Source organism: Pseudanabaena sp. PCC 9330 (assembly GCF_055795045.1).
In genome coordinates this window covers 54,277-71,948 of sequence record NZ_JAYFES010000047.1, presented here as the reverse complement: position 1 = coordinate 71,948, position 17,672 = coordinate 54,277, and the positions used below count along the sequence as shown (strand labels likewise).

The window sequence follows — 17,672 nt, the reverse complement described above, 5'->3', positions numbered from 1 at the left end:
TACTTACCTCGGAATGGGAATTGCAGAGGTGCCGACCGAAATCAGTCGGGTCACCCCACCGGACACGCCGCGAAAGACCGCCATCCCAGCCCCTCCAGCAATGGCCAGGGCCAGAACTGGAGCCAGGATGCTAATCAGCAGCAAAAAACCAAAGTCGCTGGAGGTCTGGGCATCGGCAGCCACGACTACCGTTGCAGCCAGACCGACGATGACGTTGTAGGAAAATTTCGCCATCCCCAGGCTGAAAAAGCCCACCAGCCATGACCACAGCGGGCGGCCCTGGAGCGGTACAACGGAACCGGCGACTGCAATCGGGCCAATCAGTCCGGTCAGCAGCATGGCCATTTCCAGCAAATTGGCAAAGGCCCACTGCCAGCCCTTGAGAAACTGCTCGGCCAGCGCCTGACTACTGGTTTGCAGCACGGTTCCGACTAGGATGTCAGCCAGGGGATTGCCCCCGATAGGCGCTTCGCCAGACTCGTAGACCTGCTCCACCTGTTGGCTAATCTGCTGCACTCGACTCCAGAGCCGTTGCAAGCCCGCACTCCAAAAGCCTCGGGCGCGGTACTCCTGCTCCAGCCGCTGCTGGGCGCGTTCCCCGGCACGAATGAAACAGTCCACCTGGGCTTGCCCGGTCTGAGCATCGCAGGCGGCATATTCTTGCTGGATGACGGCCTTGGCCTGTTGGGACAGAATCACGTCGTTGAGAGCTTCCAGCATTGACGCCTCACCCACCTGCACCTGAAGCACCGTCTGGGTTTGAGCGTTGATCAGGTTGCGGATGCCGAGGGTGGCAGAGCCGAGCAAAGCACCGTTGTCAAAGAGCAGCACGGCGATGGTCAGCACCCAGAGCACGTTGGGTAAGGCGGGGAAAATGCCTCGTTCAATGGCTTCTTTAACCCAGCCCACAGCAAAGAAGAGGAAAGCACCGACTAGGATGATGGAGGCAAACTGGTTGATACCCAGATACAGCCCGCTGCTGCTGGCAAAGATGTCTTGCCAGCGGGCATCCCAGGCCTGCTGCACGGCTTCTAGCTGCTGCACGCTGTCGTCGATGATGCCGACCCCGCCAGTGACCTGGGCGGAGACAAAAACCCATGATGGTAGGAGAGCGTTGAGCATTGGTCTTAGTTTCCAGAAGAACTGGTACCTAAGGCACCGGGGATATAAATCGGAGCCTGGGCGGAGCCGGAGATCGAAATCTGTCGCTCCACCCGTTCGCGGCGGTTGGCCTCGTCAATGCCTTCGCTGGTGTTAGCGGCGAGCTGGGTGAGCATCCCCTGGAGCTGATGGAGCTGCGTCAGGGTGGTATTGTTTTCGGCGGTGAGCTGGGTTTGCTCGTGGAGTAGGGCTGCCACGGACGCTTGAATCTGGGCATTTTGCTTCATCACGTCCTGGGTGACGCTCATGCCCTGGGCTTCTTCTGCCATGGACTGCACCTGCTGGGTGCGGGCCTGACTCCCTTCTAAAAGAGTCGTGGTTTGTTCAGCTTGATTAGATAATCGAGTCTGGCCCTGATCGCCCAGCCAGGGCGAGGCCATCGAGCGGGCCACCTCCTGGTCGTAGCGATTGGCCAGTTCGCGTTGTTGAGTGGTGGGGTCAGTGCCGAGGATGCTCTGGAGTGGAACGGCCTCGTCCATCCGTACTCGGTGCGGGTCAGGCAGGTTGCCGCCTAGAGCCGTTTTTAGAGCTTCCCACTGGTCGCCTAGAACGGACTGCAAGGTTTCTTCGGCCAGGGCCGTGGTTTCCTCGATTTGGGCCAGGATGTCTTCGAGGGGATTAGACAAGTTTTCTATGGCCCAGTCTTGCCACTGCTGGCCCCAGCCACCAGGCTGGAGAGAGGCACGAGCGGTGCCGATGCCGAGTAGACCGAGGCTGAGGCTGGTGCCGAGGATAAGGCGATAGCGGATGCGTTGGCGTTTTGATTGAGTCGTCATGATGACCTCCGAGGGGTTGTAGTTTGGGGCTGATAACCGTTGGTGGGAATCGGTTGAGTCAGTTCAGAGACAGGACGAATGAGTTCAAATTCGGGCGTAGCGGGCGCAATGCTGTCGAGGGATTGGCCGCTGCGCAGCGCCTGAACGTAGGCTTTGGCAAAGGCGGCATACCCGGCAAACTTGTTGGGATGCTGGGCCAATACCCGCTGGCGTGCCCGCTGTTCTTTGGGGTTATTGGCCACCGCCCCCAGCAGTTCAGGAGAGGGATAGTGGGCGCAGGGGGTGAGCCTGGCATCGGCATCAAGCAGCCAGTGGGAGCAGAGCCGACCGGGGCTAATGCGGAAGGATTCTTCGGTGTTGGGTCGCAAGAGACTAGGGTCGTAGCCGAAGAGCCGTTGGTAGGACGGCAGCGCGTTGGGCTGAATGGCTCCGACCAGGCGGGTGTTAAGGTTTTGAAGAATTTGCGACCCGGCAACCGATTGGGCGATGGTGTCGGGGTCTTGACCGATGATCAGGGGGCGGATGCCGGATTTAGCCCCGTTGGCACAGACTTGGCCGATGATCTGGGCGATGCCGTTGTACTTGAACAGAATCGGACTCTCATCAATGGCCAGCAGGGAGTCGGAGACTTCCAGCGCTCGGCGAAAGGCCATGGATTGAGCCGAAAGGGCCAGCACCGCTGCTTCGATGTTGTCGCCGACGTTGCGGAGGGCAAAGACGGTGAGCCGAGCATCGGTGCGAATGGTGGAAGGTTGGGAAATAGCTTTGCCGACCCTACTGGAGAGCCAGCCCCGCAGCTCTAGCAGAATGGTGGCGACGGCTTCATTGAGTAGAGCGGATTCCACTTCTAGATCGAGATGAACCACCGTCTCGACAAAGTCTGCCAAGGTCGGCATTTGCTGCCAGGCAGAACTCCCAAAGCCATCCTCAAAGGCGGCATCATAGCGAGCCAGGATTTGGGGAGTCTCAAAGAAGGTGGATAAGGCTTGCCAGAGCACCGTGTGAACCCGTTTGCCCAGCTGGTTATCGGTCTCGGTGCCCATCACCATGGTATCGAGGGCTTTGACCAGGAACTCTTTGTAGTCGTCCAGGCGCTCTTGCCGTTGGTTGTCCGGCAGATTTCGCAGGTCCGGGATCTGGAAGAGGTTGTTGCTCTCGGAGCCGATGTCGAAGTAGGCACCCTGGTCGCCGAAGAACTTCACCAGGTCGGTGTAGGTGGTGGTGCCATCGGGTTTGGGGTAGTCCAGCGAAATGACGTTCATGCCGTTGGCGATCGCCCATACAAAGATCTCCGCCGCCAGCACCGACTTGCCGCTACGGGTTTCCCCAAAAATCAGCATCCCCCGGTGTTGATTCACGAAGTCCAAATAGACGGGCATCTGACCGTCGCGGGTGATCAGCTCAATGCCCCGCTTGTCGATGGTGCGAGGGCAGGCCACGGGCATTAGCCCTGGAGCTTCGTTGGTGAGGTACATCTGTCTGCGGCCATCGTCGATCAGGCGATCGCCGACAATTGGCAGCGATCTAAGCCACAACTGCCAAGCGATCTCGGTCTCTCGAATGAAATCGCCCTGATGGAAGGCGTTGGTCAGTTTTTGGCAGGCTTCGGCTAGAGATTCTGGACTGTCTCGGTGCAGCAGCACCAGACCGCTGATCCAGATGGGCAGCGCACCCTCATAGATCCGCTCCTGGGCTTCGACTCCTTGCTTCATCCGCATTTGAGACGCCACATCCACATCCCGCAATAGGTTGGCGCGGAACGTAGCGGTGACACTTTGTTTAGTCAGCCGTTGCAGAGTGACGCGGGTCATCATCCGGTCGGCAGCAGCTAACTCGCAAACGCATTCGCAGTCGGGAAATTGGGCCAGGGCTTGCCAGAGGTAATAAAGCTGGTGATCAGGAGTCGTGAATCCTGCGGGCTTGGATTCCAGCACCACAGCCCCCACGAACTTGCCTTTGACCTGCACCCACTGGCGATCCGCTTTGGGATGGCTAGGCTGACCGTTCTCTCCACGAATTAGGCGAGACGTGGCGTGCAGCGGATCGTGGATTAGTTCGCTGAGCTTCGCATCACCGTCAGCATCACTCAGCTCTAGGCATTGTGGAATGGGGGGTACTGTTGTCGTGTTGAACTGAGCCCAGAGGTACTGCCACAGCTCTTCGGTTCCCATCGGGGTGACCTGGAGCCCCATGCGGGCATTGAGCTGCTGCTCCCAGTGCAGGTAGCCATCAGTGAAGCCCTGAGTCAAAAGCTGGACGTAGGACTGCTGCTGGTTTTTCTCCTTCAATCCTTTAAAGGTGTCGTACTGAGCCACCACCCAGGCCAGCAGCTTTTCGACGTGGTCAGCACTTTGCTCCTGCCCCGACCCAAGGGGGTAGGTGGCAAACAGGTAGAGCTGTTTGGGTTGACGCTGTTTCTCGGTGGTGAGGTCGCGGGTTGAGCGCTGTTGCGCCAGCAAGAGAAACTGGCTTTCCAGGGTAGCAGTGGTCTGGATCAGGGTTTCGAGGGATTGTTGGCGATCCCTGTCATCGGCAAACGATCGCCAATGAATCCGCAGCCGATCCCCCGGTCGAAACCCCTTCAATCCGTCCTCCAGTCGTTTCAACGTCGGTTCCGCCTGCCCCGGTTGCAGCTGGGTGTGAATACCCCGGCTGCGAAAGCCAAACACCAGACTGTATTGCCGCTGGTGCTTGAGCAGATAGGCTCCGACGTTGCGCCCCCGCAGGTTCAGACGGCAGAGACATTCCAGGTGTGATTCATCTTCAAAGGGGCGAAAGCGATAGCGTTGCGTTCCAAGCCTTGGTTTACTCATGGTGGTTGGATAAATGACGCTGATAGGGCACATGACCCCGTTTCCAATCGGGCACGGGCACAAACTTGTGGGTAAAGAGCCAGGTTTTCTCGCCGACTACCACCCACCAGGTCGAGATACCCCAGGTGCTGAGCAGCAAAAATAGGCCAAAACCCAGTCCGAGTAGGACTTCAATCAAGATGTAGAAACCGACAAAGATGCCACCCGAGGGGGCGAGCAGGTTAGCCGGGATGGGGCCAAGGGCGGGCTGACGGCCCAGGCTCGGATTGACCGGGCAGTACAGGCGCGAGTCGTCGCTCATCTCAGGCTCCGAAGAATAGGCGACTCAAACCTTCGACAATGACGACGGCAGCAATGATGATGAAGGCGTTTTGCAGCAGCGGTTGCCACTGTTCGCCCCGCTGGGCCTGGTAGACGGCAAAGAACACAAAGCCCACCGCCGACACCCAGATCACCAGGCGCAGGATGCCGAACATGAACGTGATGATGTTGCCGTCTAGGTATTGCCCAAAGATATTCTGGGCCTGGCCTTCAACGGTATCGAAGAGCTGGGCCATGGCCGGGTTGACGTGGCTGGTAATGCTGATGAATAGAAGGATGCCGGTAACGAGGCCCAGCAACATCCAGCCGCTGAAGCCACGGAATTTGAAGTGGGCGAGTTGATCTCCGGCTTTAGAAAGTGCTTTACGGCTGCGCTGAAATAGAGGCAGTAGATACCTCAGGCGGTTAGATACAAGATTCATATCTCCTACTCCAAAAGATTTAGGACGTAGGTAGATTGCTCCCTGAACAGATTAAGTAGGACGATTTTCAGCCACGTGTGGCAGATCGTTGGTCTCGCCACCCGCAGGTCAAGTACGGAACTTTATCAGGAACTCAAGATTGACGACTCAATCTTCGTTGTACTTTCATGTTGAAAGTGTTACGGGTCATAGTGAAGTACTACTTCTAAAAAGTAAAGCAGTTTTTAGATTTTGTTTACAAACAGAAATTTGTTATGTCTAAAGGGAGCCAAAAATGTCCGAAAATGTCTAAAGCCTCCTGAAAACAGTGCTTTACATCGTTTGAAGACACACGAGTGTGTAGGCTGAGGTGCAACGAGGCTACGTCAACCTTAGCGATAGCGACCAGGTAGAGTGCGAGGTTTCCTGAGTCAAGGTGATGTGAAGCGGAGGAACGCTTATACCTGTCAACCTCAGGCTTCTGTAAAGCTGTGACACCCCGACGTTTCGCTCATTAAATGGGGAGGCTAGGATAGCGGCAGTTGGTCTCATTTGTGTCACTCCTATGGTCAAGTCCTCTGTGCCCCAAGACAAATCGCCCTCAGACTCCTCAGATGTAGGATGTCGTCCTACGTTTTACATGACGGCGGAACTGCTGGAGGCCCTTGAGGCACAATGTGCGGTGGAAGGGAATCGAAAGCGATCGCCCTTTCTGGCCGAAATCTTGGAACTTCTGCTCACGAGTGACGTAGGACAAACTCTGCGAGAGAGTGCCCAAAAGCACCGTCGCCCATTAATTAACGAACTTGAAGCTAACCTAATTCTGTTCAACGAACACATTCCGACAGAACGGATTGTGGAGTTGGCGGAGGCGAGTCAGCGCAATCCTGATCAAATGCTGGTGCGACTGGTGCTGCTGGGTTTGCGGATTTATGAGCGAGCGGTATCGCTGATGGAATCAGATATTGAAGGCCGTCAGAGTTGATTTTGTAAACCTCACCACAGTTTTTGATTTTCTTCCGGATTTAGCGCGGTGACTCCGTACAGATGATGTATTGGTGATATTTACTACTCATTTTTCTGGGTAGTAGTGTGTTGCTCTGTTTGCCCCCAGACAGGCGCAATTCACATCACCCGGCCATCGTTGTTTTCAGGATCACTGGGCTGGAATGAAGAGGTTCTTGACTAGACGCTTTGGGGGCAAGGTATTGGGAAGCGTTCCCGATCTCGTTGCCATTGTTCTGAGTGTGGCAGTAGCGGGGTAGGGGCATCATGGCTCGATTTATGACGCGCCGCTATGTGGCGGTGACCAGGGCTGAGGCGCTTCGTCTGGCTGCGCTAGATCAGACGCCCTGGTCAGCGATTCGGCAGGCTGGAGATGTACATCTGCTGCACCGGGAAGAGTGGTGGGCCTGGTGGTCAGATGAGCAGCTGACAACGGCGATTGGGTTGCCGGAATCGCTTTGCCCAGAAACCCTATCAGCAGACGCAGTATCGCTGATTTCCGAGGTTTGGGAGAGCTTTTCGCCTGCGCCCCAGTGTGGGTGGGGGACATTGGCGCGAGTCAAAGAGGTGCTGAGGCTAGCGAATGGGTCGCCTCCCCAGGGCACCGTTTCTGAACGCCGGGCTATTACTGAATTGCTAATCGTGAAATTTACAGACGACTCAGAGGGGGTACTGCAATGCTGGCGCAGGGCGCTCGGAGATGGCTATGAGTGCCATATCGAACTGCTTCAATCAGATGATTGATCGGCTTGTAGTAGCCAGATACCGATCCTAAGAGTTAAGGCAGCAGCGGGGCGTCTCTTCCTCACCTCGAGATTTGCGTGAGCTCAACTTGTCGTTTGAGCAAAAAATCCATCAGCCCGGAAGATCGACGGGAGATGGCATAGCTAGTCAAACATAGTGACAGCAAAATACGTCATTGACAGTTTAATTTGCAAGTGACTATTATGGGCCTATGAGTATGTTGCAACAGATTGCCCAGCAGCAGCCCGAGATGGTCTTAGATCGCTTCGTTGAGGTGACCAACGACCTGCTACCCCAGTTTTTGCCCGACCAGAGTTCTGGAAATCGTGGGCAAGAGCCAGTGAACCCTCGGCTGGTGCGCTACTACACCACTCAGGGATGGTTAGATAAGCCCCTCAAGCAGGGGCGCGAAGCTCGGTACACCTACCGGCATCTACTGCAATTGCTGGTGCTGCGCCGCCTGCTGGCGGAGGGCTACAGCGCCAGCTCCATCGGCGGCCTGATTGGCGGCCAGGCTGACACAGCGCTAGAAGATATTCTGCAAGGCGGCGTGCAGCTGACGGTGGAGGCGGCGAATCCGGCGCTGGCGTTTTTGTCTCAAATTCGCGATCACAGGGAATCCTCTCCACCAGACCGTTCGCCCCAGCGTTCTGCCACTCCAGCGATGCAGGCTCCTCCAGCGGCGTCTAGTCTGCCTGCCCCAGCCCCCTCCACCCCACCCCAAGCCTGGACTCGTCTAGAAGTTCTCGACGGTCTAGAGCTTCACGTCCGCCAAGACTTTGTGACACCCGCTACCGCCCACGAGCGGGACAGCCTGCTCCAGCTCATCGCCGACCATCTCGCCCACCTTAAATCCACCCAGAGGCCACCATGACCCAACCTAAACCCGCTCTCCCCACCGTCGAACTGATGCCGCTCCACGGGGCGATCGTCACCCAGCAGCCCATGACCCTCGATGTGCTGGTGCGGATCACGCCCCCAGCCGTCACCCTCAAGGCCGATCGCGTGCCGCTCAACCTCAGCCTGGCGATTGATCGCTCTGGCTCCATGCAGGGGCAAAAGATGCACTACGCCCGCGAGGCAGCCCGCTTTGCGGTGGAGAATTTGCTGCCCTGCGATCGCATCAGTGTCGTCCTCTTCGATGACCGCGTCGAGACCCTGGTGCCCAGCACCCTGGCCACCGATAAAAATACCCTGCTAGAGAAGCTTAGCCACGTCCATTCGCGGGGTTCCACAGCCCTCCATGCCGGGTGGGTCGAGGGTGGAGTGCAGGTGAGCCAGTACCTCAACCCTGCCCAACTCAACCGGGTGATTGTGCTCTCCGACGGGTTGGCCAATGTGGGAGAAACCAGACCGGATGCGATCGCCAGCGATGTCCACGGCCTGGCCCAGCGCGGCGTCAGCACCACCACCCTGGGCATTGGCGACGACTACAGCGAGGACTTGCTGGCGGCGATGGCCCGCAGCGGTGATGGCAACTTTTTCCACATCGAGTCTGCCGACCAGCTACCGACGATCTTTGAAACCGAGCTGTCGGGTCTAGCGGCTACTCTGGGCCAGCGCGTCAGCTTAGGCGTTAAGCCGAACAACGGCGTCACGGTCATGGACGTACTGAATGACTTTGAGCAGACCGACACTCGGCGCTACAAACTGCCCAACCTGATGGTGGGGTCGCCGATTCAAGTTGTGGTGCGCTTGCAGGTGCCCGCCCTGAGCCAGAGCGGCGAACTGATGCAGGTGCGCCTGGCCTGGGATGATCGCGACCAGCCCGGTCGGCAAATGCTGCGGGCCGGGCTGGAGCTGCCTCTGGTGAGCCCCGAACAGTTCAGTGATTTCCCTGCCAACCCAGCGGTGCAAGAGCAGGTGGCTTTGCTGATGGCAGCTCGTGCCCGCCGTGAGGCAGTGATGTACTCAGACCGAGGCGACTATGCCGCCGCTAGTATGTCTTTAACCAATGCCCGGATGTCGATGGCGGCTATGCCACCTAGTGCGGCGTTGCAAGAAGAGCAAGCCGTCCTAGAAGAGTTGGAAATTGATTACCAGAGTGGCAATGTGAGCAGCGCCCGTAAGAAGGCATTTTCGCAATCCTTTAACCTGTCACGCACGGGCAAATCCAAGCCCCGGCGCTCGATGGATTCTAAATAGGCGGTTGGCATGCTGCGGATGACTACTTTTCAGTCATCCGCAGCACCCGCCGTTGATATGCCAGAACGTGAAGACCAGCTTAAGTTTCCGCAAAACTTAGGGGTTTTCTCGGATAGCTTGGGAAGAATTAGGTATTAAGACTCTCTTTGAAGGCAGGGAGAGGATCTGCCTTCAGCTGACACGCCCCTATTCTATGAATATCTTTGACTTCCGCGATGGTCTGATTGACGACTATAGCAAGTACGTCACCAGCTTCATCCAGATCCGCGATGAGCACATCCGGCACCACGTTGAGGAGAAGATTAAGGCAGGGGTGCTTTGGCCAGAGCCATTGATCCAGCTCAATCCATCCTTTGAGCCAGGGGATCTAATTGATAATCTGGTAGGCCAAAGTACTCTCCATGAAGAGTGCTCACGTATTTTTCGGGTCAAGAAGTCTCAGGCCGACCCGGCAGGACGCCCGCTGAGGCTCCACAAGCACCAGCTTGATGCCGTGCTAACGGCTGTGGCAGGCCACAACTACGTGTTAACCACCGGCACAGGGTCTGGGAAAAGTCTTTCTTACATCATCCCGATTGTTAACCATGTCTTGAAGCGGGGCTCTGGTAAAGGCATACAGGCGATTGTGGTTTACCCCATGAATGCTCTGGCAAACAGTCAGGCTGGGGAACTGAGAAAGTTCTTGCAAGAGGGCTATCCCGAAGGTGAGTCGCCGGTTACCTTCAGACGCTATACCGGCCAAGAGAAAGGAGAGGAGCGAGATGAAATTCTGGAGAATCCGCCAGATATTCTGCTGACCAATTACGTCATGCTGGAGCTGTTGCTCACGCGTCCTAGGGAAAGGAAGCTGATTGAGGCAGCCCACGGGCTTCAATTTCTGGTTCTGGATGAGCTGCATACCTATCGTGGGCGACAAGGGGCCGATGTGGCCCTACTGGTGAGACGGGTACGCGATCGCATGGCCGCAGAGAGTCTGCAATGTGTGGGTACATCTGCCACCCTAGCCAGTGGCGGTAGCTACGCTGAGCAGCGGTCTGAAGTGGCCCGAGTCGCCACCCAGCTTTTTGGGGCCACGGTCAACCCAGACCATATCATCGGTGAGACTTTAAAGCGGGCAACCCCAGATTGTGACTTCCAAGACCCGGCCTTTGTTGAAAGCTTGCGGGCTAGAATTACGGAGCCGGACAACGATCCATCTGATGAGTACAGGTCATTCATTCAGGATCCGCTTTCCATCTGGATTGAGAGTACCTTTGGTGTAGAACCTGAAGCAGAGACGGGGCGTTTGGTTCGAGCCAAGCCTCAAAGTCTCTTGGGTGACAAAGGGGCCGCTGAGTCTTTACGAACGTTGATTGGTTTACCCCAGGAACAAAGGGGAAAATGTGTCGAGGCCATTAAACAAGGGTTGCTGGTGGGGCACGAGGTCAAAAATCCTGAGACAGGCATTGCCCCCTTTGCTTTTCGGCTGCATCAGTTCATCAGCAAGGGCGACACGGTCTACGCCTCTTTAGGCAAAGAAGATGATCGCCACATTACGCTTCAAGCCCAACAGTTTGTGCCCGGCGATCGCAGCCGTATTCTCTTGCCCTTGGTATTTTGTCGGGAATGTGGCCAGGAGTACTACTCGGTGCGCCGCAGCCATGACTTTCAGGCCGATCAGCAAAAGCTAGAACCCAGGGAGCTGTCCGATACGCAGAATGATAACGCCAGCGAGTCCGGCTTCCTGTATATCAATACCCAAGACCCATGGCCTACCGATCCGGAGGTCATGCTGGCAAAGCTGCCAGAAGACTGGATTGAGGAGCATCCGACCCGAGGGCCGAGGGTAAAGCAGTCTCGCAAAAAGCACTTGCCTCAGGCCATTGGGTTCAAGCCAGACGGGTTGGTTGGGGAAGATGATTTACACGGACATTTCTTGCCAACTCCGTTTCGCTTTTGCCTCACCTGTGGGGTTTCCTATGGTGGCCGCCAGCGATCTGACTTTGCCAAGCTGGCTTCATTGGGCTCAGAAGGGCGCAGTACGGCGACCACCATTCTCAGCTTGGGGGCTCTGTTAAAACTCAAGGGGTCGAGCCTGCCGGAAACGGCAAAAAAGCTGCTGAGCTTTACCGATAATCGCCAAGATGCCTCCCTACAGGCTGGGCATTTCAATGATTTTATTGAGGTTGGCTTGCTCCGGGCAGCGCTCTACAGGGCAGTCGAACAAGCGTCTACAGCCGGTCTACGCCATGATGAACTGCCCCAGCGTGTGTTTGACGCCCTCAACCTGCCTCCAGATCTCTACGCTAGCGATCCGGCGGTCAAGTATCAAGCGCTCAAAGATACCCAGCAGGCGCTTCGAGATGTGCTGGGCTATCGCCTTTACCTAGATCTCCGCCGAGGCTGGCGAATTACTTCGCCCAACTTAGAGCAGTGTGGCCTGCTGGAAATCCAATATTTGTCTTTGGAGGATGTCTGCCAGGATGAAGATGTCTGGCAAGACTGCCATCCTGCCTTGGTAACAGCTTCCCCGACAACCCGCCAAAAGGTAGCCAAGGTGCTGCTCGACCTGATGCGGCGGGAGTTGGCAATTAAAGTGGACTATCTCGATATCCGCTATCAAGAGCGGATTCAGCAGCGCAGTTCCCAGCGCCTGAAGGATCCGTGGGCACTGGATGAAAATGAAACATTGGTCTACGCCACCACCCTTTTCCCCCGTTCCTTCAAAAAAGAGGAGGACTATGGTGGCAATGTTTTTCTATCGGCTCGCAGTGGATATGGCCAATATCTACGACGGCGAAACACCTTTGATAACTTTGGAGAGCAGCTCAGACTAGAGGATACTGACCCGATTATTCAAGGGGTGCTGCGGGCACTTAAAGTAGCGGGCATTGTCGAAGAAATGGTGCCTGCTAAAAAAGAGGGCGATGTTCCTGGCTATCAACTGGTCGCTTCAGCGTTGCAATGGCAGGTCGGGGACGGCCAAACCCCCTTCCACGACCCTACCCGCGTGCCCCAACTCCCGGAAGGTGGTAGCCGCACCAATCAGTTTTTTGTCGAGTTTTATCAAAAAATTGCGGCGACGACTCAAGGGCTCGAAGCGCGAGAACATACGGCTCAGGTACCCTCAGACCAGCGGGAAGCAAGAGAAATCGCGTTTCGCCGTGGCGATCTGCCCCTGCTCTATTGCTCTCCCACCATGGAGCTGGGCGTTGATATCGCTGACCTGAATGTGGTCAACCTGAGAAATATTCCTCCGACGCCTGCGAATTACGCCCAGCGCAGTGGTCGGGCCGGGCGCAGCGGCCAACCTGCTCTGGTGTTTGCCTATTGCTCCACGGGCAGTTCCCACGACCAATACTTCTTTAAGCGTCCAGACAAAATGGTGCGCGGCTCGGTCACCCCACCTCGGCTGGATCTGAGCAATGAAGATTTGGTACGATCGCACCTCCATGCCGCTTGGCTAGCCGAAGCTGGCCTAGATCTGGGGTCATCGCTGAAGGAAGTCCTGCGGCTAGACCTGGAGAGCGGTGCCCCCAGCCTCGATTTACAAGATCATGTAAGAGCATCTCTCAATGACGCTGCGGCAAAACAGCGGGCCAAACGCCGCGCCCGAGCAATTCTAGCCACCCTCCAGGAAGAACTAGACGACTCTAGTTTGTTTAACGACACCTGGCTCGACAACGTCTTTACTCAGATTGAGCAGCGGTTTGAAAATACCTGCCAGCGCTGGCGCGACCTCTATCGAGCGGCCCTGGCCCAGTTCAACGTCCAAAACCGCATCATTCAAGATGCGTCTCGTCCGGCTAGGGACAAAGACCAGGCCAAGCGACTGCGGCGAGAAGCCGAAGCCCAGCTAGAACTGCTAACGGTTTCAAGTAATCTTTCCCAGTCAGACTTCTATAGCTATCGATACTTCGCTAGCGAAGGGTTCTTACCCGGCTACAATTTTCCTCGGCTGCCCCTATCGGCCTACGTGCCAGCGAGACGGATGCGCCAAGGTCGAGAAGAGTATCTATCTCGGCCCCGCTTCCTGGCTATCTCTGAATTTGGCCCCCGCTCGGTGGTGTATCACGAAGGCTCAAAGTATCTGATTAACCGGGTGATTTTGCCTGTGGAGGGGGAAGAGGGCACCTTGTCCCTTGGAGAGGTGAAGCAGTGCCCTAGCTGTGGCTACCTGCACCCTATTAGCGATGGAGTAGGGCTCGATAAGTGCGAACGCTGTGATGCCGACCTGGATAGTTCGCTGCGATCGCTCTTCCGATTGCAAAACGTCACCACAAAACGCCGCGACAAAATCAACTCCGACGAAGAAGAACGCCTCAGGCTAGGATACGACCTCTGCACTGGGGTTCGCTTCCCAGAGCGAGAGGGCCATCCGTCTTACCAGGTGGCTCTAGTGCAACGAGACGATCAGAAGCTGGCTCAGCTCACCTATGCGCAAAATGCAGAGCTGTGGCGCATCAACCTGGGCTGGGCTCGCCGCAAAAATAAAGAGCAGCTCGGCTTCGTGCTCGATATCGAGCGGGGCTACTGGGCCAAAAATGAACAAGTCACCGAGGAAGAAGATGTGGCCGATCCACTATCGTCTCGCACAGCGCGGGTGATTCCCTACGTTCAAGACAGCCGCAACAGCCTGCTATTTGAGCCCAAGCGCGCGCTCAGACCTGAGCAAATGGCGTCCCTGCAATCGGCGCTTAAGCAGGCGATTCAGGTGACCTACCAACTGGAAGACAATGAACTCGCTGCCGAGCCGCTACCCCATCGAGATGATCGCCGATTGATTTTGTTTTATGAGTCTGCCGAGGGCGGTGCCGGGGTACTCAAGCGGCTGCTGAATGACCCTACGGCCCTAGCGACAGTTGCGAAAGCGGCGCTGGAGGTGTGTCACTTTGATCCAGAGACGGGTGAAGACCTGGGCCATGGGCCTCAGTCAGAGGAAAACTGCGAAGCAGCCTGCTACGACTGCCTCATGAACTACAGCAATCAGCGGGATCATGCCCTGCTAGATCGCCAGGCGATTCGGGCTATCTTGATGCAGCTGACTGGGGCTGAGGTGTTGGCGTCACCCTCCCCCAAACCCCGCACGGAGCATTTAGATCACCTATTGAACAAAGCAGATTCAGAGCTGGAGCGAGACTGGGTTCGGCATCTGTATGACCACGGCTATCGCCTGCCTACCACCGCCCAAGTGAGGATTGCTGACTGCGGTACTCGCCCTGACTTTGCCTACACCGACCAGGCTACCGTGATCTACGTGGATGGCCCCCATCACGATTTTCCCGATCGCCACCAGCGAGACCAAGGCCAAGCCGACTGTCTAGAAGATTTTGGCTACACCGTGCTCAGGTTCGGTTACCGGGATGACTGGGCAGCCATTCTAAAGCAGTACCCCGGCATCTTTGGGGAAGGCTTTGCCCATCCACAGCCCGGAGAAAACAATGGATTTATCCCAGGATGTGGGCACGTTGATCTAGAGCTATTTGATCCACAGTGGCATCCACTGATAGAACAGCTTTGCCAGAACCATGACTGGCAAGTCGAGCCAGGCGGGGATGTGTTCGACGGCAGTCGTGTAATTGGGGATTATCTGGCCCAAGTGTCATGTACCGGTCAGACGGTTCACCTGATTGACCCTGAACAACCTGAGGCAACGGCCATAGCAACACTCCTCAACGCTCAAGGTCAATTGGTTTTACCCATCACGCCTAACCTGCCAAACTTAATGCAAACCCTAAAGACGCTGTTAGAAGAGAAATCGTAATGACTGCAATGACCACGTTTGACAGTACGAAAGAGGGGCTTCTGGATCTCCTCAGAAGCATTCGCAAAGGAGAGATTCAGCTTCCTGACTTTCAGCGTGGTTGGGTTTGGGATGACGAGCATGTGCGCAGTCTGTTGGCTAGCCTCTCCTTGGCTTACCCCATCGGGGCCGTGATGATGCTCCAGACAGGCAATGAGGAGGTTAAGTTCAAAGCTCGCCCCGTTGAGGGGGTACAGATAGCGTCCCCAGTTCAAGCCGATCGCCTAATTTTGGATGGTCAACAGCGCCTCACCTCTTTATTTCAGGCGCTTAATTCAGAGCAACCTGTCCTCACGCGAGATCTGCGAGGACGCTCCATTCATCGCTGGTACTACATTGACATTGAAGCGGCCCTCAACCCCAATGTTGAACGGGAAGATGCCATCATAAGCTTGCCAGAGAACCGACAACTCAAAAATTTCCGAGGAGAAGTCACTGAAGACTACTCCACACCGGCAAAGGAATATGAGCGAGGCCTGTTTCCGATTGGCCAAGTATTTGATTGTTCAAGCTGGCGCGAAGGGCACCAAGCCCATTGGGACTACGACAAAGACAAGATTAAGCTATTCAGCCAGTTTGAAAAAGAAATCATCAAACGCTTCGACAAGTACCAGATTCCAGTCATTTCCCTAGGCAAGGAAACACCGAAGGAAGCCGTTTGCCAAGTATTTGAGAAGGTAAATACTGGCGGTGTGTCGCTGACCGTGTTTGAGCTTTTGACGGCAACCTTTGCCGCTGAAGACTATTTGCTGCGCCAAGACTGGGCCGATCGCAAAACCCAGCTGACCCAGTTTCGTCTTCTAGAAACCATTGAGAGTACCGATTTTCTTCAGTCAATTGCTCTGGTGGCTTCTCTAGAGCGACAAAAGACCGCGATCGCAGGAGGCACATCCCCAGACAAGGCCCCAGGGGTAAGCTGCAAGCGACGAGACATTCTCAAACTCACCCTGGATGAATACAAAGCCTGGGCCGACCCCGTTACCAGGGGATTTCAGGAGGCCGCTAAATTACTGCACGGGCAAAAAATCTTCACCGCCCGCGATATTCCTTACAAAACCCAGCTCGTTCCGCTAGCCGCTATCTTTACGCTGCTAGGTGATCATGCCCTTAACCACGGCGTGCGACAGAAGCTGACTCGCTGGTACTGGTCTGGAGTGTTTGGAGAGCTTTACGGCAGCGCGATCGAAAGTCGCTTTGCGAAAGACCTACCTGAGGTGCTGGCTTGGGCCGCAGGGGGCGCGGAACCTGACACTGTGACAGTGGCCAACTTCAGCCCTGGGCGCTTACTCGGCTTAAGGACTAGAAACAGCGCGGCTTACAAAGGCATCTATGCCTTGCTGATGCAAGATGGAGGCCCAGATTTTCGCTCTGGTGTTCCCATTAATGACCAAGTTTACTTTGACGACAAAATCGACATTCACCATATTTTCCCCCAAGACTGGTGCCGTAAGGCTGGGCTCGATGTCAAACGCTATGACAGCATTATCAACAAAACTCCCCTATCGGCTGGCACCAATCGCCGCATCAGCAACAAGGCCCCCAGCAAGTATCTCGCCAGCTTAGAAAAAAGTGCTGAAATCCCAGCAGAACAGATGGATGGCATCCTGACCAGCCACCTTATTGATGCCACAGCCCTTAGGGATGATAACTTTGAACACTTTTTCCGCGCTCGGGAAGCTGCTCTGCTAGATCGGATTGGCAAAGCGATGGGTAAACCCATTGTGCGAGAAGAGACCAGCTCAGTAGATTACGACCTGTTTGCCTCAGAGTGGCATACCTTCCTCCAGGCTTTGGCCAAGCTAGATGGCCTATCGATTGAAGCTGGTGGAGATGTCGAGTCCCATGGAGCTGTTGTGGGTTCCTATTTGGCTGAGGTCATAAAAGATGAAAGAGTCATTCACCTGATCGATGGCCGACTGGCCTCAGTAGAAGCCGTAAAAGCAGTATTAGAAGGAACCGGTGCCACCACCGTCTTGGTTACTCCCCATGAGCCCGAAGCTGGTTTAGCTAGCATTTTGGCAACTTTGCAGGCACCTACCCAGGCGATCGCACCCCAAGAAGAGACTCTGCCTGAACCAGAGGAGGCTGAAAGAGAGCCCCCCGTTGATTTTCGGCAAGATTGTATCGACCAGGTCGCTCAAAAGCTAGGGCTGCCGCTGATATCCAAATCTCGCACAACCTACGCGACTGCCGATGGGGTAACAGCCGTTGTCTGCGTCATCTCTAAGACCCATACCCACACGGGCATACCCTCCTACTGGTTTGCCTTTCATCCAGCCCAGAAGGAGTTCCTAGAAAACTGCGTTAATGGCTACCTAGCTCTGGGCTGTGGTGGGCCAGAGCAAACCATTTTGCTGCCCTTTCAAGAGGTGTCGTCCTGGCTAGATGACTTTTGGACGACTGAAAAAGACGACCGCATGTATTGGCATATTCGCATTCACCAGGAGGGAAAGGCGTTTCGCCTAGACCGTAGGCAAGGCCTGGGTCGCATGGATATTACCCATTATCGGCTGCATAGCTGAGG

The 17,672-nt window shown here is 55.8% G+C and carries 11 protein-coding genes; 6 read left to right on the top strand and 5 right to left on the bottom strand.

The features are described from left to right. Nucleotides 1-3 precede the first annotated feature (3 nt). The 5 genes from AC0QKW_RS01575 to AC0QKW_RS01555 are packed head-to-tail and all read right to left on the bottom strand — an operon-like array spanning nt 4 to nt 5,493. Entirely contained in the window at nt 4-1,122 is a 1,119-nt protein-coding gene (locus AC0QKW_RS01575) for a hypothetical protein (RefSeq protein ID WP_473149310.1), read from the bottom strand. A gap of 5 nt (nt 1,123-1,127) precedes the next feature. Then, the gene (locus AC0QKW_RS01570) at nt 1,128-1,937 is read right to left on the bottom strand and encodes a hypothetical protein (RefSeq protein ID WP_473149309.1); all 810 of its coding nucleotides are present in this window, start codon (nt 1,935-1,937) and stop codon (nt 1,128-1,130) included. Beyond that, nucleotides 1,934-4,750 carry a hypothetical protein gene (locus tag AC0QKW_RS01565; RefSeq protein ID WP_473149308.1) on the bottom strand — a complete coding sequence of 939 codons (2,817 nt, stop codon included), beginning with the start codon at nt 4,748-4,750 and terminating at the stop codon, nt 1,934-1,936. The genes AC0QKW_RS01570 and AC0QKW_RS01565 overlap by 4 nt, the downstream gene beginning before the upstream one ends. Beyond that, nucleotides 4,743-5,051 (bottom strand): hypothetical protein, encoded by a 309-nt coding sequence (locus tag AC0QKW_RS01560; RefSeq protein ID WP_473149307.1) that lies wholly within the window; start codon nt 5,049-5,051, stop codon nt 4,743-4,745. Before AC0QKW_RS01560 ends, AC0QKW_RS01565 begins: the two co-directional genes overlap by 8 nt. A gap of 1 nt (nt 5,052) precedes the next feature. Next, entirely contained in the window at nt 5,053-5,493 is a 441-nt protein-coding gene (locus tag AC0QKW_RS01555) for a hypothetical protein (protein WP_473149306.1), read from the bottom strand. A gap of 544 nt (nt 5,494-6,037) precedes the next feature. Here AC0QKW_RS01555 and AC0QKW_RS01550 point away from each other — a divergent pair. The 6 genes from AC0QKW_RS01550 (at nt 6,038) to AC0QKW_RS01525 (ending at nt 17,670) form a co-directional block, all read left to right on the top strand. Next, entirely contained in the window at nt 6,038-6,457 is a 420-nt protein-coding gene (locus tag AC0QKW_RS01550) for a hypothetical protein (protein ID WP_473149305.1), read from the top strand. Between the two features lie 299 nt (nt 6,458-6,756). After that, nucleotides 6,757-7,221, top strand: coding sequence for a hypothetical protein (locus AC0QKW_RS01545; protein ID WP_473149304.1), 465 nt, complete (start codon nt 6,757-6,759; stop codon nt 7,219-7,221). Between the two features lie 211 nt (nt 7,222-7,432). Beyond that, complete coding sequence (locus AC0QKW_RS01540; protein ID WP_473149303.1) at nt 7,433-8,095, top strand: MerR family transcriptional regulator; 663 nt, start codon at nt 7,433-7,435, stop codon at nt 8,093-8,095. Beyond that, entirely contained in the window at nt 8,092-9,366 is a 1,275-nt protein-coding gene (locus AC0QKW_RS01535) for a vWA domain-containing protein (protein WP_473149302.1), read from the top strand. Before AC0QKW_RS01540 ends, AC0QKW_RS01535 begins: the two co-directional genes overlap by 4 nt. Nucleotides 9,367-9,559: 193 nt before the next feature. Then, nucleotides 9,560-15,109 carry a DEAD/DEAH box helicase gene (locus tag AC0QKW_RS01530; RefSeq protein ID WP_473149301.1) on the top strand — a complete coding sequence of 1,850 codons (5,550 nt, stop codon included), beginning with the start codon at nt 9,560-9,562 and terminating at the stop codon, nt 15,107-15,109. Next, a complete protein-coding gene (locus AC0QKW_RS01525; RefSeq protein WP_473149300.1) occupies nt 15,109-17,670 on the top strand; it encodes a GmrSD restriction endonuclease domain-containing protein in 2,562 nt (853 codons plus the stop codon). Before AC0QKW_RS01530 ends, AC0QKW_RS01525 begins: the two co-directional genes overlap by 1 nt. Nucleotides 17,671-17,672 lie beyond the last annotated feature (2 nt).